The following is a 17,193-nucleotide window of genomic DNA, read 5'->3' on the forward strand; positions in this document are numbered from 1 at the left end:
GCCTTTCAGTCAATTTGTCAAACAGCCAGATCATCGCGGTGGATCAACACCGCGCGGCCAGGATAGCCTAGAGTGGCTTCTATCTCGGTCGATTTGCGCCCCTTGATAGCGTCTGCTTCTTGCGCGGTATAGCGGCTGAGCCCCTGCGCAAGCCGTCGCGCCTGTGGGTCCATGATCGAAACAGGATCACCGCGCCCGAAATCTCCGGACACTTCGACTATTCCTGCTGGCAACAGGCTTTTGCCATTGCTCAGCGCCCGCGCGGCCCCCGCGTCTACAACGATCTCACCCCGGGGTTTCATCGCGGAAATCCAGCGTTTGCGGGCGGCATGCGGGTCAACAGTCGCGATGAACCATGTACAGTTCGCGCCGTTTTCAAGCGTTTTCAAAGGGTTCAGAGGGGATCCTTCGGTGATCGCCATGTCGCAACCAGCAGCCGTGGCCATATTTCCCGCCAACAGTTTGGTCTTCATCCCGCCTTTGGATAGGCCGGATCCGGCATCACCTGCCATCGCCTCAATCTCGGGCGTGATGTCTTCGATGACGTCATACCGCTTGGCAGAGGCATCCTCATTTGGATTGGCCGAGTAGAAGCCATCAACATCCGACAGCAGGATCAGCTGATCAGCGCCAACAGTGACGGCGATCTGAGCGGCCAGACGATCATTGTCGCCATATCGGATCTCATCCGTGGCGACTGTATCGTTCTCGTTGACAATCGGAACGGCTCCAAGCCCCAGCAGCGTTTCCAAGGTGGCGCGTGAATTCAGATAGCGGCGACGATCCGCGCTATCCTCCAGCGTGACGAGCACTTGTGCAGTGGTAATGTTGTGAGGCGTCAGGGCTTCTTCATAGGCGCGGGCCAGCCGGATTTGCCCGACAGCGGCGGCGGCTTGCGACTGTTCCAACGGAAGCGTGGCCATGGGCAGACCCAAAACGCCACGCCCCAACGCGATTGACCCCGATGAGACCAAAATGACGTCGGTCCCCTGCCCCTTCAGCCATGCGACGTCCTGAGCAAGCGAATGTAACCAATCAGATCGCAGCAACCCTGTGTTCCGATCCACCAGCAAGGCGGATCCGATCTTGACCACTAGGCGTTTGGCTGCGGTCAGGGTTGCCAAGGGAGTTCCTCCTCGGCGGGTTTTTGGCGCACGCGGTCATCGTCGATCTGACTGCGCAAGGCCCGCAGGACGTCGGTTACGCCAAGATGCGCGACACCTGACATGGCCATCACAGGGCCACCAACGGCCCCTTCTAGCTCGGACTTTGCCAGCTCTCGTTCCTCGTCATCCAAGGCGTCGACCTTGTTCAGCACAGTGATGCGGGGCTTATCGGCCAATTCTCCACCATAGGCTTCGAGCTCGTGAATGATCGTACGGTAGTCTTCTGCCACTGTCTCGGAAGTGCCATCAACCAAATGCAGCAATACCGCGCAGCGTTCGACATGGCCCAGAAAACGGTCTCCGATGCCACGTCCTTCATGTGCGCCCTCGATCAGACCGGGGATGTCGGCCACCACGAATTCCACATTGTCGACACCCACCACGCCCAAATTGGGGTGCAAGGTGGTAAAGGGGTAATCGGCAATTTTGGGGCGTGCGTTCGATGTCGCAGCAAGAAAGGTCGATTTCCCGGCATTAGGCATCCCCAACAGGCCGACATCGGCAATCAGTTTCAAGCGCAGCCAGATCGTGCGGTCGATACCTGCCTGACCCGGATTAGCCCGACGAGGAGCCTGGTTGGTGGCCGATTTGAAGTGCAGGTTGCCAAAACCGCCATTGCCGCCCTTGGCCAGCAGGACCCTTTGGCCCACCTCTGTCAGATCGCAGATGACGGTTTCTTCGTCTTCATCCAGGATCTCAGTGCCGACCGGGACGCGCAGAATGATGTCATCACCATCTTTTCCGGTGCGCTGCTGCCCCCGGCCAGGCTGACCGTTCTTGGCAAAGAAATGCTGCTGGTAGCGAAAGTCGATCAGGGTATTCAACCCATCCACAACTTCGACCCAGACAGAGCCACCTTTACCGCCGTCCCCGCCATCGGGACCGCCGTATTCAATGTACTTTTCGCGCCGAAAACTGACGCAGCCGCCACCGCCGGCCCCGGACCGGATGTAGACCTTTGCAAGATCGAGAAATTTCATGACTGTCCCCTACTGCAAAGGCCCCACCGGCCACAAGTCAGAGTTTTTTACTGTATGTCCAAGTGGGCACGTTCGCATCACGCGCCACCGAATAGATTTCGGCATCACCCAGGTATTCGAAACCACAATGCGTCAGCACCCTGGCTGAGGCTGGATTGTCCTGAAATACGCTTGCGAACATCGACGTGTTTTCAAGCGGATTGGCGACAACCAGTGTTTCGACCGCCAGAGATGCGATCCCGGTGTTCCAATAGACAGGAGCCACCCAATAGCCGACCTCGGATTGGTTGCGATCCAGGCGTTCCAAAGAGATCAGGCCTATCAGCTCCGGACCGCCATCCTTGGTCGCGTCCATCGCCCAGACATCCTCGCTGCGGTCTTCGGCCATGGACCGGGTCACAAAGGCCTCAACCGCGCCGGGCGGCAAAGGGTGCGCAATCCTTGTCGTCATACGCGCAACCCGTTCATCTCCGGCATAATGTTCGATGAGACCCAGATCCGACCGGCGCAGAGGGCGCAGATCGAACCGCTCGGTTTCTATGACCGGCTGGTTTATGATCGTCTCAAGTTTCATAGGTGCGTTCCTCCTCCGAACAACACAAAAAGTACAGACGCAACAGTGAGACCTGCTAACGTCCACATCAGATATTTTTCCATCGGCCGACCTTCAACCGCGTGGGCAATTCTATCTCCGGCAAATGTCCAGATTGGGTGAAGAATCACCTGACAAATCAACAAACAAGCCGCGATTGCGAGCGTTGCCTCAAAAGTTGGTGTTCCGACGGCGACAAACCCCGTGAACCCCGCAACGATCATGGCCCAGGCCTTGGGATTGAGCGGATGAACAATCAATCCAGCCAGAAACCCTGGCGCTGCGCCATCAGCCTCTTGCCGGGACAGCCGCGTGTTGGCGATCTTCCAGGCCAGCCACATGATATAGGCCGCCGAGGCGTATTTCAGAACAGCAAACACCGCCGGCGCCTGATCCGCCAATTGCAGCAACCCAAAGCCCACCGGCCAGATGATTAGCTGCTTGCCCAGAATGACGCCGCCCACAAAAGGCAGCGCTGCCCGAAACCCGTAACGCGCACCGGTTCCCAGCAGGACCATATTGGCCGGTCCCGGCGTGCCGACCTGACTGGCGGCAAAGATCAGGAAACTGGTGGTTGCGACTGTCATCGGACTGTTTGATCGAACCTGCGTTAAAACGAGAAAAGGGACCGGCATTTTCTGCCGGTCCCCCAAGAATTTTCAAACCTTATGGGTTTCGGCTTACTCTGCGGCCTCCGCCACTGGCAGGACCGAAATAAAGGTGCGGTTTTTGAGGCCTTTGTGGAACTTCACAGCGCCATCAATAGTTGCAAAGATGGTGTGATCTTTGCCAATGCCTACGCCTTCGCCCGGCCAGAACTTGGTGCCGCGCTGACGCACGATGATGTTGCCTGAGATGGCGGCCTGGCCACCATACAGTTTCACGCCAAGGCGGCGACCAGCTGAGTCGCGACCGTTACGGGAGGAACCGCCAGCTTTTTTATGTGCCATTCTCTCTCTCCTTAGCCTTTAGCAAGCTCTTTGGCCTGCTCAACCCATTCGGGCTTCACTTTGACCGTTTCGATAGCAGCAATCTGCTCGTCCGACAAGGCGGCCAGAGCGGCAAAGCTCTCGATACCGGCCTCGTTCAGCTTTTTGGCAGCGGCTGGGCCGACACCGTTCAGCGCGGTCAGATCGTCTGCAGCAGCAACAGCGGCAGGCGCCTCTGCTTTTGCTTCAGCTTTTTTGGCGGGCTTTTTTGCCACTGGGGCAGCTTCGCCAGCCGGTGCGGAACCGGTTGCAGCTTTGATGCCCGACTTGTCAGCGCCCGACGACAGGATGTCGGTGATCTTGACCAGGGTCAGCTTCTGACGGTGGCCAACGGTACGCTTCGAGCTGTGCTTACGACGGCGCTTGACGAAGTTGATGACCTTGTCACCCTTGATCTGTTCGATCACGTCGGCCTGAACGGCTGCACCATCTACAAACGGTGCACCAACAACCGGAGCGTCACCGCCCAGCATCAGAACATCGTTGAATTGAACTTTTTCACCTGCGTCGGCAGCCAATTTTTCAACGCGGAGGATATCACCCGCCTGAACCTTGTACTGCTTGCCGCCAGTCTTGAGGACCGCAAACATGCGTCTTTCCTTTGTCTAACCCGCGTTCTGTGGTCCCCTTGCGGGTGTTTTCGGCCTCAGCCACCTCGAACAGCGCGCCCTTTTTCGGGCTGTGTGAATGACCCATGGATCAGCCCCTTGGGTCAATAATAACGATACCCGGCGCGGAGATTCCGGCCGGGATGGGCGCTTATCCAAAGATTGCAGAGGAAAGTCAACATGAAATGGCGACTAAAGATCAGAGCCCTGTAAGACAGCCGCTACCGCCTTTCCCAGATCGTAATAGATCTGATCATACATACTGTCGAAGCTTTCGAACAGTGAGCTGTTCAGCGCTTGCCCTGTATCCGTTCGAGAAAACGCGATGTTCTTGCGCATTTGGGCGTTGCTCAAAGGGTTATAGGCCATCAACAGAAAGGAATACAGCCAGGTTTCTGTCTCTTGCTCGATCCCGTCCTTTTGCAGCAGAAGGTTGTCCAGAAGGTCGCTGTCATCGAGAACCTGGCCGTCATTTATCCCCCTGAAAAAGTTGTAATCCGCGCTCAAAGCGCTCCGCACGTTCTGTTTGATCAGGTCGTTGGCCAGTATGTACTCTTCGACCAGTTTGAACTGCATGCTGTCTTTGGTGTTTTCGAAATAGGCCTGTTTTGCCAAGTCTTCGATTGCCGGATCAACAAAAGCAAGCCGTGCGGAATTCTCAAGGGAAACGATGGTCTGGCCAAGATCGCTTTCAAAAAAGGCGATGGCGCGTTCCAAATGCACTTCATCCAGGCTTTGCTGGAATCCCTGGACCAACTGATCATACATCCAATCGGGATCATAAATCGCCTCGACCCGAGTTTCGAACAGAGCGCCACCGTTGCCATCCAACAAAGTGGCGTCCATCTCTTGGCTCATCTTTCCGCCTTCGGACAGGAGGATTTCGATCAGGTTCTCCAGACGCATTGCCTGCGCCAGCCGATCTGCTTTTTCCACGGCGCCGGATGATGTGGCCCAGAAGATCAGGGCAAAAACGATCAGAATGCGCATCAGATGTCCTGTGCGGGGTGAAGCTCGGCCATTTTGGTTGCCAGGACTTCGAATTTCATAGCCATTATCTCATACTGAATGGCGTTCAAAAGTTCGTAGACTTCCTGCATTAGAGGCTGTTCCAACGCCTCGACATAGGTGATGACATCCGCATCCGAGAAATCCTGATAGGTATAAGCAGCACCGGCAAGTGCGGAGAGCTGTAAGGCCTGTCGCATCCCGGTTTCGTTCTGTTTCATCATTGCGCGCAATTCATCTGCATCCAACTGCAGTTCGATCACACCTGAAGCGCTGGCGGCGAGGAGGAACCGGATTTGTATTTCCTGAAGGGCGCGCAAAGAAGTACCGCTTGAGTCGATGGCAGTGTTCATCCTTTTTAGACTCTCAACACGTTGAGAGCCTTCCCGGACAAGTTGAGCGACTATCTCTTGCCCCTGCTGTTGTTTTGCTTCGTCATCCTCGATCAGATGGGAAGCGTTTTCAGCAGAGACCAGTCGTTGACCCAGATCTGATGCATAGAATTCAACCGCGTGATTCAGCGCCTGATCGCTAAGCGTCTGCTCTAAAATCGAAACTGCAGTTTCATGCATGTCTTTGGTATCGAAAACTTCTTCGGTCAGCCGCGCCCAGTCCGACCCGAATCCATCGGGGTCAAAACCCAGCATCTGAGGCGCCGAGGCCGAGGCCAGAGCAATACTTTCAAGGGCAACGTCGAAACCGGTCGTGGTCAAGAATGCCTCAATCCTATCGCGCCCGGCAGCGGATGCCGGGATTGGCAACATGAATACTGTGAAAAGAAACAGCGAAAGGGCGGTGGTCATGTGGTGCGTAAAATGTCTCATGTACAGAAGCCTAGGGGTTTTGCGGCATCTGGCAACGGAAAATCCTGGGATTGATAAATTATGAAACTTTCTGCTTGCACCCCCTGGTGTTCATCACTAAATCCCCCCCTCACAGACCCCCGCGGAGAGGTGCCGGAGTGGTCGAACGGGGCGGTCTCGAAAACCGTTGTGGGTGCAAGCCCACCCAGGGTTCGAATCCCTGTCTCTCCGCCATCAGCCATTCAGCGCATGATTGGTAACCAGCTTTCCGGAATTTAGCTCAAGCACCTGAAATGCAGGCCTTTGTCGCCTTATTCGCTTTGCGCGCGTTCCTACGAGAATTCTTAGTTTCTGTGCTTCCCTGCTGAACAGGCATTTGTGCGACCCTGTGGGTCGGTTGACAACAATGGCATCTCGGCCACTGGTTGTTCAACGTTGGCGTGTTATTGCCATGGGATCGGCCCAGATCGGCGTACACTGGCTCAATCCCTTGTTCTGAGAGGATGTTCCACGAATTCCCCTTTCCAGTCCGCTAGTTTCCCCCCATCTCGGCGACACATATTTCAAAGGAGAATCCCATGTCGCGTATAATCTTGCTAGGGGTCGTCGTCGCCGGCGTTGGCGCCGCAATCTATTACTATCTGAATCAACCTGCCGCTCCGGTCGAACAGCCGCAAGCCGCCGCTGAAGAAACCGGAAATGCCGTGTCCGAAGCCGTAGAATCGGTTACCGAACAGGCTGGCGAAGCTGCGTCTTCCGTTACGGAACAGGCGGCTGAAATCGTCGAACAGTCCAGCGAAGCCGCGTCTGACTTAGCCACTCAAGCTGGTGAAACAGCGACTGAGCTGGCTGATCAGGCTGGAGAAGAGGTCGCTGCCCTCACCAACCAGGGGCAAGAGCTGCTGAATTCCTGGGTTGAGAGCGGCGCTATGAGTGTTGATAACTTTGACTATGACGCCATGGTGGCCTCAGTTCAGGAAAGCACACTGGCAGAAGAACTGAAGGTAAAAGCGGTTGGTATTCTCGATGATATCAAAGCCTCACCTGCAACAATCGCGCTGAAAATTCAGGAACTTCAGGCCCTGTTGACTGGTCAGTAAGAATTAGAAAGACCGCCGAAACAGGCGGTCTTTCCCTACGTCAAAGAATAGTTCGATTGACGCGCCTTTGGCCATTTGCTTGGCTGATCTGAACACATATGCCACGGTTGATGTCGATCATGGCCATTATTTTCGAAATTGTTGGTTTGATGCAGTCAAGCAGGACCCGACAGTTTCCAATCGTTCAGAAAAGGTACGTTCATGACCCCCCTTCCCTCTTCCATGTTTGCGATCGTTCAAACTCATGATGGGTATTCGGGCAAAGCCACTAGTCCCAGCATCCAAAATGCGTCTGATTGGCTGGCCGAAACGGAAATGCCTGTGCCCGAGCCGGGCGCAGGACAGGTTCTGATCCGTCTGAGGGCGTCATCAGTTAATCCGTCCGACCTGCATTTTATCAAGGGTGAATACGGGCAGCCTAGGGTAAAGGGGTCTCCGGCTGGGTTTGAGGGATGTGGAGACGTCGTCGCCACCGGTGCCGGAGCCGAGGGTTTGCAGGGACAGCGCGTGGCATTCATGGCCACTCTTTCCGGTGCCTGGGCCGAGTACGCTCTGACCGATGCACAAATGTGTATTCCACTGCGCCCGGATATCTCGGATGACGATGGGTCAGCACAGATTGTGAACCCGATGACAGCCATGGCGATGGTCGATCTGGCGCGTCAGGCCGGAGATGCTTTTATCGTATCTGCCGCAACCAGTCAGTTGGGCAAGCTTATGTGCAGCCTCGGTCGCGATCTTGGGCTCAAGCCGATTGCGATCGTGAGACGCGCTGAGACCGTTGCTGCATTGAAAGAGCTGGGCGCGCATGACGTGCTGGTAACATCAGACCCCGACATGCTGCAGAAATTCGCAGCGCTTAGCAAAGAGCTTAAACCTCGGGTCTTTTTGGATGCCGTCGCCGACCAGATTTCCGAACAGATTTTCTGTGCGATGCCGAAAGGTGCGCGCTGGGTGTGTTATGGCAAGCTCAGCCCTGAACTGCCCAAACTAACGCAGACGGGACAGCTCATCTTTATGGGTAAGAAAATCGAAGGGTTTTGGCTGACACAATGGATGACAGCGACGCCTCGCGAAGATGTGGTACGTGTCGTTGCCGAGGTTCAGGCCCGTTTTGCGGACAGGCGTTGGAAAACAGATGTTTCAGAAAAGCTTACATTAAAAAATGTTATGTCCGGGCTGGTTGATGCACTGCAAAAGAGTGACGGAAAGGTAATTATCACGCCATAGTAGTACAAACCCCGGGCTAAGGAGGAGGCCCGGGATCTAAATGAACCCGGAGCAACCGGTATAGGGAGGTGAGTTTGGATAATGCGCAGCTGCTGATTAGCGGGCTGGCGAATGGCTGTGTCTATGGGCTGATCGCGCTCGGATTTGTTCTGATTTACAAGGCGACCGAGGCAGTGAACTTCGCACAGGGTGACCTCATGATGCTGGGCGCCTTTGTTACCATCGGGCTTACAAATGCCGAATATATGGGGCTGCCTTTTTGGCTGGCCTTGCCGATCTCGTTGGGGATCATGGGCGCGCTGGGGTACTTGCTGGACCGGTTGATCATTCGGCGACTTTTCGGGGAAAGCCAGACGGCCGTGGTCATTCTGACCATCGCCCTGGGCTTTGTAATCCGCTTTGTGGCCGGTCTGATCTGGGGGCACGAACCGCAGACGCTACAGAATCCACTGGCCGGAAAAGAAGTGCATTTCGGCGGCCTTGTACTGGGGATGGAGGACGTGGCGGTTATCGTCGTGACCGTTCTGCTGACCTGGGGGCTGTACCAGTTCTTCAGTCGCACCAAGCTTGGGCTTGCAATGCAGGGTGCCTCACAAAATCAGCTGGCGGCCTATTATATGGGAATCCCGGTAAAACGAGTGCAGGGTTTCATCTGGGCGTTGGCCGGCATGGTTGCGGGTATCGCAGGCATTTTGTTTGCCGCCAAAGGATCCGTGGACCCGGCAACCGGACTTCTGGGCATTAAGGCCTTCGCCGCTGCGGTCATTGGCGGATTCGGAAGTTTACCTGGAGCATTGGCTGGAGGTTTGATCGTTGGCGTAATCGAACCGTTTGCCAGTCGCTATATCGCTGCTGGGTACAGTCAGATTGCACCTTATGCGCTGTTGTTGGCTGTCCTAATCTTTCGCCCCAATGGGCTGTTCAGCCAAGTTAGGGTCAAAAAGGTTTAAGCCATGCGGATCATTTTCAAGACCAGTTACATGCAAGATATCCGGCCTTGGAAAGACCGGTATCAACTGAGCCTATACCTGATCCTTCTAGGCGTCGTGATCGCCGCTCCATGGTGGTTGGACGCATTCTATCTGGGTGAGCTGACAAATGTTTTGATCTGGGCGATTGCAGGTCTTGGGTTGATGATACTGACCGGCCATACCGGACAGGTCAGCCTTGGGCATGCGGCTTTTCTGGCTTTTGGGTGCTATGCGAATATCATCTTGATAGAGGCAGGCTTGCCATTCCTGCTGGCCTTCCCGATCGCCGGTATCCTGACCGGGATAGCAGGGGTGACCGTTGCTATCCCGGCCCTGCGCCTTCACGGTATCTACCTGGCAATCTTTACCATGGCCCTATCGATCCTGATGGATGACGTGATTGTCCTGGCCGAGCCGATCACCGGCGGGGTCGCCGGTAAATATATCGGCGGGGTCGAGATATTTGGATTCATGGTCGATCGCTGGGCTACGCCGGTCCAATTCTTCTGGCTGGCGCTTGCAGTCGCGGTTCTGGTCACTCTGGGCTATATCAACCTGCTGCGCGCACCGCTTGGGCGCAGTTTCATCGCCGTGCGAGATTCTGAGGTCTCGGCCCAGGCGATGGGTGTTGATATTGCGCAAACCAAGATGATCTCATTTGCCCTGTCCTGCGCTGTGACCGGCTGGGCGGGTGCTCTGATGGGGATGTTCTCGGGCGCGTTCAATAACGAGACATTCAGCGTCCTAATCTCAATTCAGTTGCTGATGATGATCGTGATCGGTGGTCTGGGCTCAATCCACGGGGCATTCCTGGGTGCTGTTGTCATTGGGTTTCTGCCGCAATTTTTGTCGATCGCAAAAGAGTATGTCGGCGCAGTTTTCGGGGGCAGCACCGTCGCAATTCCGGGATTGGAATTTGGTATCTTCGGCATGATCTTGATCGCCTTTATCCTGTTTGAACCCATGGGGATGTATGGACGTTGGCTGAAGATCCGGACATGGTTCGAACTGTTTCCCTTCTATCGCAAGGACATGTTCAAACGTCAGAAATCCTATCTCAAGACGGAGCGTCTGAGATGAGCCTGCTTGAATTTAAGAATGTCACCTTGAAATTTGGTGGCGTCACGGCTGTGAACGACCTGTCCTTTTCAGTCGAAGACGGCGAGGTTTTTGCCATAGTCGGCCCCAATGGCGCGGGTAAATCGACCGTTTTCAATCTGATCTCGCGCTTTTATGAACCAATAGAGGGTTCAATCCGGTATGACGGGCATGACTTGCTGCAGGTGAAACCGTCCGGCGTTGCAGCATTTGGTGTTGCGCGGACGTTTCAGAATATCGAACTGTTCGAACACGCCACTGTTCTGCAGAACCTGCTGGTCGGGCGTCATCGGCACCGCAAGACAAAACTTTTATCCGAGGTGCTGTTCCTGCCGTCGGCCCGGCGGCAAGAGATCGAAAACCGTGAAAAGGTTGAAGAAATCATCGATTTTCTTGATCTGCAGGCCTATCGCGACAAGATGATATCCGGCCTGCCTTACGGTGTGCGCAAAGTGGTTGAAGTTGCCCGCGCCCTGGCCACCGATCCCAAGTTGTTACTGCTGGATGAACCGGCCTCGGGGCTGTCGGTCGAGGAAACGACCGATATGCGCTGGTGGATAGACGATATCCGGCGGCAGATGGGGATTACGGTGCTGATGGTCGAACATGACATGGCTTTGGTTTCGGGCGTCTCGGATCGGGTCCTTGCAATGGCGGATGGGGCAATGCTCGCACTGGGAACCCCTGCGCAGGTACAGTCACACCCGGCAGTGGTTGAGGCCTATCTAGGGAAAGTGTCATGAGCGATCCGATCCTGACCATTCGCAATGTCGAAAGTTTTTACGGGCCAATCATGGCAATCCGGGGCGTGTCGCTGGATGTGCCTCCGGGTAAAATCGTGTCGATCCTTGGGGCCAATGGGGCCGGCAAGACCACATTGATGAAAACCGTGTCCGGCGTAATGGACCCGGAAAAGGGCAAGATCAGCTTTGACGGGGTCGAAATTCAAGGGGCCGAGCCACATAAAGTTGTGCAGAAAGGCGTCGTCCACGTACCCGAAGGGCGCGAAGTATTTCCTCTGCTGACCGTGGACGAAAACCTGAGCCTCGGCGCCTATACATCCTCGGACCGAGGCCAGATTGACCATGACCGCGAACTGGTTTTTTCCTACTTCCCGATCCTGAAAGAACGCCGCAATCAAGAGGCGGGGACCTTATCCGGAGGCCAACAACAGATGTTGGCAATCGGGAGGGGGTTGATGGCAAATCCAAGGATCATGTTACTGGACGAGCCCTCGCTGGGCCTGTCTCCTTTGCTTGTGCAAGAGATTTTCGGAATCCTGAAGCGCCTGAATGATGAACAGAACATGACGATGATGCTGGTTGAACAGAACGCCAATGCTGCGCTGGAACTGGCGCATCACGGCTATGTCATGGAGGTCGGGCGCATCGTCATGGATGGCCCCGCGGATGAGCTGATGCAGTCAGAAGACATCCAGAATTTCTATCTGGGTGTGCAGGAAGAAGGTGCGCGTGAAAACCGCCGCTGGAAACGCAAGAAGACGTGGAGGTGAGCGCATGAATATAAGCACCCTGCCCTCTCAGATCATGATCAACGGTGTTCAGTACAACGCAAATCCCGGTCAGCGACCGGTCTATGTAGATGAATGCACAACCATCGGGCAACTTTTTCAAAAGCGTTGTGCCAATTTGGGCGCGCGTACCGCGCATCGCGAGAAAGATTTAGGTATCTGGAAATCCTATTCATGGACGGATTACTGGCAGCACGCGAAATGGATCGGCCTCGCCCTGCAAAAGCTGGGATTGAAACGCGGTGAGGTCGTTTCGATCCTTTCCGAAGACCGAAAAGAATGGGCCTGGTTCGATATGGGCATTCAGGGCGTCGGTGGGATTGCCTCGGGCATCTACACGACGGATGCGGCCGCCCAGGTGAAATACCTGATCAATGACAGTGACAGCCGTTTCCTGGTGGTCGAAAACGAAGAGCAGTTGGACAAGTTCCTCGAGGTCGAAGGGGATCTGCCGACCCTTTTGAAGGTCATCATCCTCGAGGATGAAGGCCTGCATGATCTGGACCACGACCGCTGCATGATGATCAGCGATCTTTATGAGCTGGGCCAGCATGTCGAGATGGAAGAGCCCGACCGCTTTGAAGCGGAAATCGCGCTGGCATCCCCGCAGGATACCGCTCTTCTGGTTTATACATCGGGCACGACCGGCATGCCAAAAGGCGCAATGCTGAGCCACGAGAACATCCTTGCCGCAATCGAAGCCGGCGCTCATTCCTTGCCCGCATTGGAAACAGATGAACAGCTGTGCTTTTTGCCGCTCTGCCACATCCTCGAGCGTGATGTTTCCATATATTTCCCGCTTGCAACGAAATCTGTCGTCAACTTTGCCGAAAGCCCCGAGACGGTGTTCGCCAATCTGCAAGAGGTCTCGCCCTCGACGTTCACGGCGGTTCCGCGGGTCTGGGAGAAGATCTATTCGCAGGTTCAGATCCTGAGCCAGGACGCCACCGCAACCGGGCGCGTGGCCTTTGGACTGGCGGTCAAGGCGGGGCTGGCACGGGCCGAATACATTCTGGCGGGCAAGCCGGTTCCGGCAGGTGTTGCCGCGCAATACTGGCTTTGGGACCGTCTGGTTCTGCGCAATCTGCGCCGGATGCTGGGGTTGGACAACATGCGACGCGGTGGCAGCGGCGCGGCCCCGATCTCGGCTGATTTGCTGAAATGGTATTGGGCCATTGGCGTGCCTCTGGTCGAAGGGTTCGGTATGACCGAAACCTCGGGTCTGGCGACGCTGAATACGCTCGGCAATAACAGGATCGGAACCATTGGAAAGGCTGTGCCCGTTAATGACGTCCGTATTTCCGAAGGCGGAGAGATTCAGCTTAAAGGGCTGAACATCTTTCAGGGCTACTGGCGCAACAACGCCAAAACCGCCGAGACTTTCACTGCCGATGGTTGGTTGCGTACTGGTGATATGGGCCAGATCGACCAAGACGGTTTCGTGACCATTACGGGTCGCCTCAAAGATCTTATCATCACGGCGGGCGGCAAAAATATCGCCCCGGCCGAGATTGAAAGCCGTCTCAAGTTCAGCCCCTTTATCTCGGACGCAGTTGTAATTGGCGATAAGCGCAAGTTCCTGACTGCACTAATCATGATTGATCAGGAAAACGTGGAGAAATTTGCGCAGGATCGAAAGGTCCCCTTCTCGAATTTTGCCTCTCTTTGTGCCTCCACCGAGGTTCGGGACCAGATCAAAGACGAAGTGGGTGCCGCAAACAAGGATTTCGCACGGGTTGAGCAGATCAAGGATTTCCGCCTGATAGATGTTCTGCTGACGGCAGATGATGACGAACTGACGGCCACAATGAAGCTCAAGCGCAGCTTTGTGGAAAAGAAACACGAACATCTTATTGAAGACATGTACAATTAGACAAAACGTTATCCAAAGGGAGGATTATAATGAGGAATCTGATTAAACGGCTGTCCGCTGCCACAGTTTTGACGGCTGTCGCGACACTCTCCAGCGCTCAGACACAGGGTGTTACGGATGATGAGATCGTAATCGGCTCGGTCAATGATCTGAGCGGTATCTTCGCCGCCGTTGGTGTCCCAGCCACCAAAGGCGCCAATGTGGTGTTCGACCGCGTGAACGCCGCAGGTGGTGTGCACGGTCGGACCATCCGTTTTGTGGTTGAGGATAATGGCTATCAGATGCCGCGCGCGATGCAGGGCTACAACAAGTTGCTGAACCGCGACAAGGTGTTTGCGATGTTGCAATCTCTGGGTACGCCGATGAACCTGGCCGGGTTCAAACTGCTCGATCCCAAGGGCATTCCGAATGTCGCGCCTTTGACGTCGTCGCAGAAAATGCTGCAAGAACCAGTGCGCAACAAATTCACGTCCTTTTCCACCTATTTCGATCAGGCGCGTGTCGGCGTGAACTATCTGGCCAGCGAATTCGGATCGCAAACAGTCTGCACCATGTATCTGCCCACCGATTTCGGCGAGGAGATTCTGGAAGGCAGCAAGGCGGGTGCCGAAGAGGCTGGGATCGGTTTTGGCACAGAAACCACCCACAAGCCCGATGAGACGGATTTCGTGGGCTCTCTGAGCAAGCTCAGAGATGAAGGCTGCGACATCGTCACCATGGCCCTTGGGGTTCGGCAGGCGATCACTGTGGTTGGCACCGCCAAAAAGATGGGTCTAACGGATATGAAATTCTTGGGAACATCAGCCAGCTTCCTGACCGTCGTTGCGCAGGTGCCGGGTGGCGTGACGGATGGTTTTTATGCCGCCGCCTCATGGCTGGACTTGTGGGCCCGCGCGGACCAACCGGCCCCTGCAGCCTTCATCGAAGAGTATAAGGCTGCAACAGGCGAAGATCCCGTTGGATTTGCAATGTTGGGCTATTCTGCGGCTGAAATGATGGTTAAGGCGCTGGAAATCGCCGGCCCCGATCTGACTCATGACAGTTTTATCGCTGCGATGGAGACACTCGACTACAACGACGAACTGGTTGGAAATCACATCTCGTTTTCGCCGGACGACCACCAAGGTGCCGACACGGTGTTTGTGAGCGTTGTTGAAAACGGTGCTTGGAAGCTGGTCCACGAAGAGTAACGACTGAAAAACAGAGTTTAATCTGCATTCAGGCGTTAGAAACCATGAGCCGTCCGTTCCAATACGGACGGCTTTTTCATTTTTGTTTTGGGCTTTCCACCTGGGGATAATTGGTTCCAATGCAAAACCGCTATAGTTAGGCGAAATGGAAAAAACTCGAATCGAAAATCTGTTGTCGTTGAAAGATCGTAAGATCATCGCGCAGGGTAATCGGCAATTTGTCTATCAACACCCTGATCTGCCGGACACTCTGCTGAAGATCCCGCAACCTCAGACGATAGATGACGAAGCTCATCTTGTGACGGACACCTGGTTTGATCGGATGTTTCGACGCTCGACGGCGTTCAAAGGATTTCTGCGCGAGTTTCACGAGTCGTTTGATCTTATGGTGCGTCACCAGAAATCCGCTGCCCCTATCCCCGTATGTGAGGTGCGAGGTGTGGTTCAGACGGACCTGGGTCTGGCGCTTATGTACGAGCGGATTTCCGAGCCTGACGGGCAGCTATCGCCCAGCCTTATTGGTATGGTCCAAAGCCGTCGCCTTAAGTCGCATCACTTGGATTCGTTGAACGCGCATTTTGATATTTTGGTCAAAGAGAACGTTTTGGTCAGTAACCAGAACCCCGGCAACATCGTCTATCAGACGTTGGCCGACGGCTCAGGACGATGGGTCTGGATAGACAGTTTCGGAAATAAGCAGGCGATCCCAGTTCGCAGGTGGTTCCCAAGCCTGAACAAACGAAAGATCGACCAGACTCGGCAGAAATTCCTTGCTTTGGCCCAACAGGCTTTAGGACGTGAAACGGACTGACAAATCCGTGTTGGAGTGACTTTCTTTTCGTCTCACGCTTGACGTGTGCGGGCTGTTAATCTCAACATTCAGAAATGTGTTTTGTGCGTCCTCGTCATTACCATGAAAACGGGACCAATTCAGTAAATGGTATTCTAGGTAGTTAGATAAAAAATGCGGTCAAAAATTCTGAACTTTCTGATCATCGTGATGATCTCTGCAACGCTTCTTGCTGGTGTGGAGCTGGGCATCCGTTGGCTGTCACCACAAGGCGTTCTGACAACATATCCAAAGGGTGGTCCACTTGGATTGAAGGACCCGGTCGTCGGGCATACGAACAGGCCAAACACCGTCGTCGCCATCAATGCACCAGAGTTCACGGTTGAGTATAAAGTCGACGAAAACGGGTTTCGTGAAACCCGCTTTCCAGCCAGTGCATCAGACGATGGAAGAACCATCAAGATCCTGTTGCTGGGAGATTCCTTTACCTTCGGCGCCTCAAATGAGCTGGGCGATATCTGGCCAGAACTCTTGGCCCAGAAGTTCCTGGATCAAGGCATGCCTGTTCAGCTGATCAACGCAGGTGTTCCGGGATATAACACATCTCAACAGGCGCTGTATCTCGAGCGGTTAAGCGAAAAATATGACCCTGATATCGTGCTGGTGACCTTTCTTCCCAATGATATGTTCGCAAATGAGCCCATTCGGACCGTTGATGGCGTTGATGTCGCCTTTAGCGATGTCAGTTCGGTTGTAGGCTCGGGGAATATCAAGAAATCCTCGCTACACTCGGTAACGCTGTTAAAGCGAATGCTGATGGCGAACGATCAGACCTATACCCAACTGTACCTGATGACGCCGCGAAAGGCCTTTTTCACCACCCCGATGAGCGATCTGTTTCAAGCCAAAGTCGAGACGACAAAGCAGGTGTTTTCCCGCATGGCAGCCTTCACGCAGTCGCAGGGATCCGAGCTTGTGGTCGTGTCTGTCCCACAGTTGTTTCAGGTTCTTCAGGCCGCGAAAACATCTTCCGATCCCGAGGTCGATCCCGGCCTACCCGACCGCCTAATGGAGGGTGTGGTGGCCGAGCAAGGATTTCAGTGGCACGAAGCGCTGCCCTACCTCGCCGAGGAATACGGCACCAAGGGTGAAGACCTGTATTTCCGATACGATGGCCATCTGAATGCGGACGGCAACAGGGTTCTGTCCGAATTCATGTTCCAGATTCTGGCCCCGCTGATCGAAACCAAAACAGCCGGCTGAG

The 17,193-nt window shown here is 54.8% G+C and carries 18 protein-coding genes and 1 tRNA gene; 11 read left to right on the forward strand and 8 right to left on the reverse strand.

What is annotated here, in order from left to right; all coding sequences use genetic code 11:
- Positions 1-17: 17 nt before the first annotated feature.
- From proB to AC2FJ5_RS18210, 8 genes are all read right to left on the reverse strand, one after another.
- Positions 18-1,124, reverse strand: a complete 1,107-nt coding sequence (gene proB / locus AC2FJ5_RS18175; protein WP_496794241.1) for a glutamate 5-kinase — start codon at positions 1,122-1,124, stop codon at positions 18-20.
- The gene (obgE, locus tag AC2FJ5_RS18180; protein ID WP_496695437.1) at positions 1,112-2,146 is read right to left on the reverse strand and encodes a GTPase ObgE; all 1,035 of its coding nucleotides are present in this window, start codon (positions 2,144-2,146) and stop codon (positions 1,112-1,114) included. The genes proB and obgE overlap by 13 nt, the downstream gene beginning before the upstream one ends.
- A 37-nt stretch (positions 2,147-2,183) precedes the next feature.
- Entirely contained in the window at positions 2,184-2,720 is a 537-nt protein-coding gene (locus tag AC2FJ5_RS18185; protein WP_496700295.1) for a GNAT family N-acetyltransferase, read from the reverse strand.
- Complete coding sequence (locus tag AC2FJ5_RS18190) at positions 2,717-3,325, reverse strand: LysE family translocator (protein WP_496688076.1); 609 nt, start codon at positions 3,323-3,325, stop codon at positions 2,717-2,719. Before AC2FJ5_RS18190 ends, AC2FJ5_RS18185 begins: the two co-directional genes overlap by 4 nt.
- Positions 3,326-3,418: 93 nt before the next feature.
- Positions 3,419-3,688, reverse strand: a complete 270-nt coding sequence (gene rpmA / locus AC2FJ5_RS18195) for a 50S ribosomal protein L27 (RefSeq protein WP_496794242.1) — start codon at positions 3,686-3,688, stop codon at positions 3,419-3,421.
- 11 nt (positions 3,689-3,699) lie between these two features.
- Positions 3,700-4,317 (reverse strand): 50S ribosomal protein L21, encoded by a 618-nt coding sequence (locus AC2FJ5_RS18200; RefSeq protein WP_496688073.1) that lies wholly within the window; start codon positions 4,315-4,317, stop codon positions 3,700-3,702.
- Between the two features lie 210 nt (positions 4,318-4,527).
- Positions 4,528-5,325, reverse strand: a complete 798-nt coding sequence (locus tag AC2FJ5_RS18205) for a DUF2059 domain-containing protein (protein ID WP_496704615.1) — start codon at positions 5,323-5,325, stop codon at positions 4,528-4,530.
- Positions 5,325-6,146 (reverse strand): DUF2059 domain-containing protein, encoded by an 822-nt coding sequence (locus AC2FJ5_RS18210; RefSeq protein WP_271948056.1) that lies wholly within the window; start codon positions 6,144-6,146, stop codon positions 5,325-5,327. Before AC2FJ5_RS18210 ends, AC2FJ5_RS18205 begins: the two co-directional genes overlap by 1 nt.
- 144 nt (positions 6,147-6,290) lie before the next feature.
- Here AC2FJ5_RS18210 and AC2FJ5_RS18215 point away from each other — a divergent pair.
- The 11 genes from AC2FJ5_RS18215 to AC2FJ5_RS18265 all read left to right on the forward strand — a co-directional run bounded on the left by AC2FJ5_RS18215 (position 6,291) and on the right by AC2FJ5_RS18265 (position 17,192).
- Positions 6,291-6,380, forward strand: a tRNA-Ser gene (locus AC2FJ5_RS18215).
- A gap of 344 nt (positions 6,381-6,724) precedes the next feature.
- The gene (locus tag AC2FJ5_RS18220) at positions 6,725-7,246 is read left to right on the forward strand and encodes a hypothetical protein (protein ID WP_281972111.1); all 522 of its coding nucleotides are present in this window, start codon (positions 6,725-6,727) and stop codon (positions 7,244-7,246) included.
- 201 nt (positions 7,247-7,447) lie between these two features.
- The gene (locus tag AC2FJ5_RS18225; RefSeq protein ID WP_496794243.1) at positions 7,448-8,476 is read left to right on the forward strand and encodes a zinc-binding dehydrogenase; all 1,029 of its coding nucleotides are present in this window, start codon (positions 7,448-7,450) and stop codon (positions 8,474-8,476) included.
- Positions 8,477-8,550: 74 nt separating this feature from the next.
- Positions 8,551-9,426, forward strand: coding sequence for a branched-chain amino acid ABC transporter permease (locus tag AC2FJ5_RS18230; protein WP_282027411.1), 876 nt, complete (start codon positions 8,551-8,553; stop codon positions 9,424-9,426).
- Positions 9,427-9,429: 3 nt separating this feature from the next.
- Positions 9,430-10,527, forward strand: a complete 1,098-nt coding sequence (locus AC2FJ5_RS18235) for a branched-chain amino acid ABC transporter permease (RefSeq protein WP_496794245.1) — start codon at positions 9,430-9,432, stop codon at positions 10,525-10,527.
- Positions 10,524-11,288, forward strand: a complete 765-nt coding sequence (locus AC2FJ5_RS18240) for an ABC transporter ATP-binding protein (protein ID WP_496691247.1) — start codon at positions 10,524-10,526, stop codon at positions 11,286-11,288. The genes AC2FJ5_RS18235 and AC2FJ5_RS18240 overlap by 4 nt, the downstream gene beginning before the upstream one ends.
- The gene (locus tag AC2FJ5_RS18245; protein ID WP_496794246.1) at positions 11,285-12,058 is read left to right on the forward strand and encodes an ABC transporter ATP-binding protein; all 774 of its coding nucleotides are present in this window, start codon (positions 11,285-11,287) and stop codon (positions 12,056-12,058) included. The genes AC2FJ5_RS18240 and AC2FJ5_RS18245 overlap by 4 nt, the downstream gene beginning before the upstream one ends.
- A gap of 4 nt (positions 12,059-12,062) precedes the next feature.
- Positions 12,063-13,949, forward strand: a complete 1,887-nt coding sequence (locus AC2FJ5_RS18250) for an AMP-dependent synthetase/ligase (RefSeq protein WP_496794247.1) — start codon at positions 12,063-12,065, stop codon at positions 13,947-13,949.
- A 29-nt stretch (positions 13,950-13,978) separates the two neighbouring features.
- The gene (locus tag AC2FJ5_RS18255; protein ID WP_496691250.1) at positions 13,979-15,139 is read left to right on the forward strand and encodes an ABC transporter substrate-binding protein; all 1,161 of its coding nucleotides are present in this window, start codon (positions 13,979-13,981) and stop codon (positions 15,137-15,139) included.
- Positions 15,140-15,284: 145 nt separating this feature from the next.
- Entirely contained in the window at positions 15,285-15,950 is a 666-nt protein-coding gene (locus AC2FJ5_RS18260; protein WP_496708441.1) for a YrbL family protein, read from the forward strand.
- A 153-nt stretch (positions 15,951-16,103) separates the two neighbouring features.
- On the forward strand, positions 16,104-17,192 hold the full coding sequence (locus AC2FJ5_RS18265; protein WP_496794249.1) for an SGNH/GDSL hydrolase family protein: 1,089 nt from the start codon (positions 16,104-16,106) through the stop codon (positions 17,190-17,192).
- Position 17,193: the final 1 nt, after the last annotated feature.

Source organism: Ruegeria sp. CDSA221, assembly GCF_059611825.1.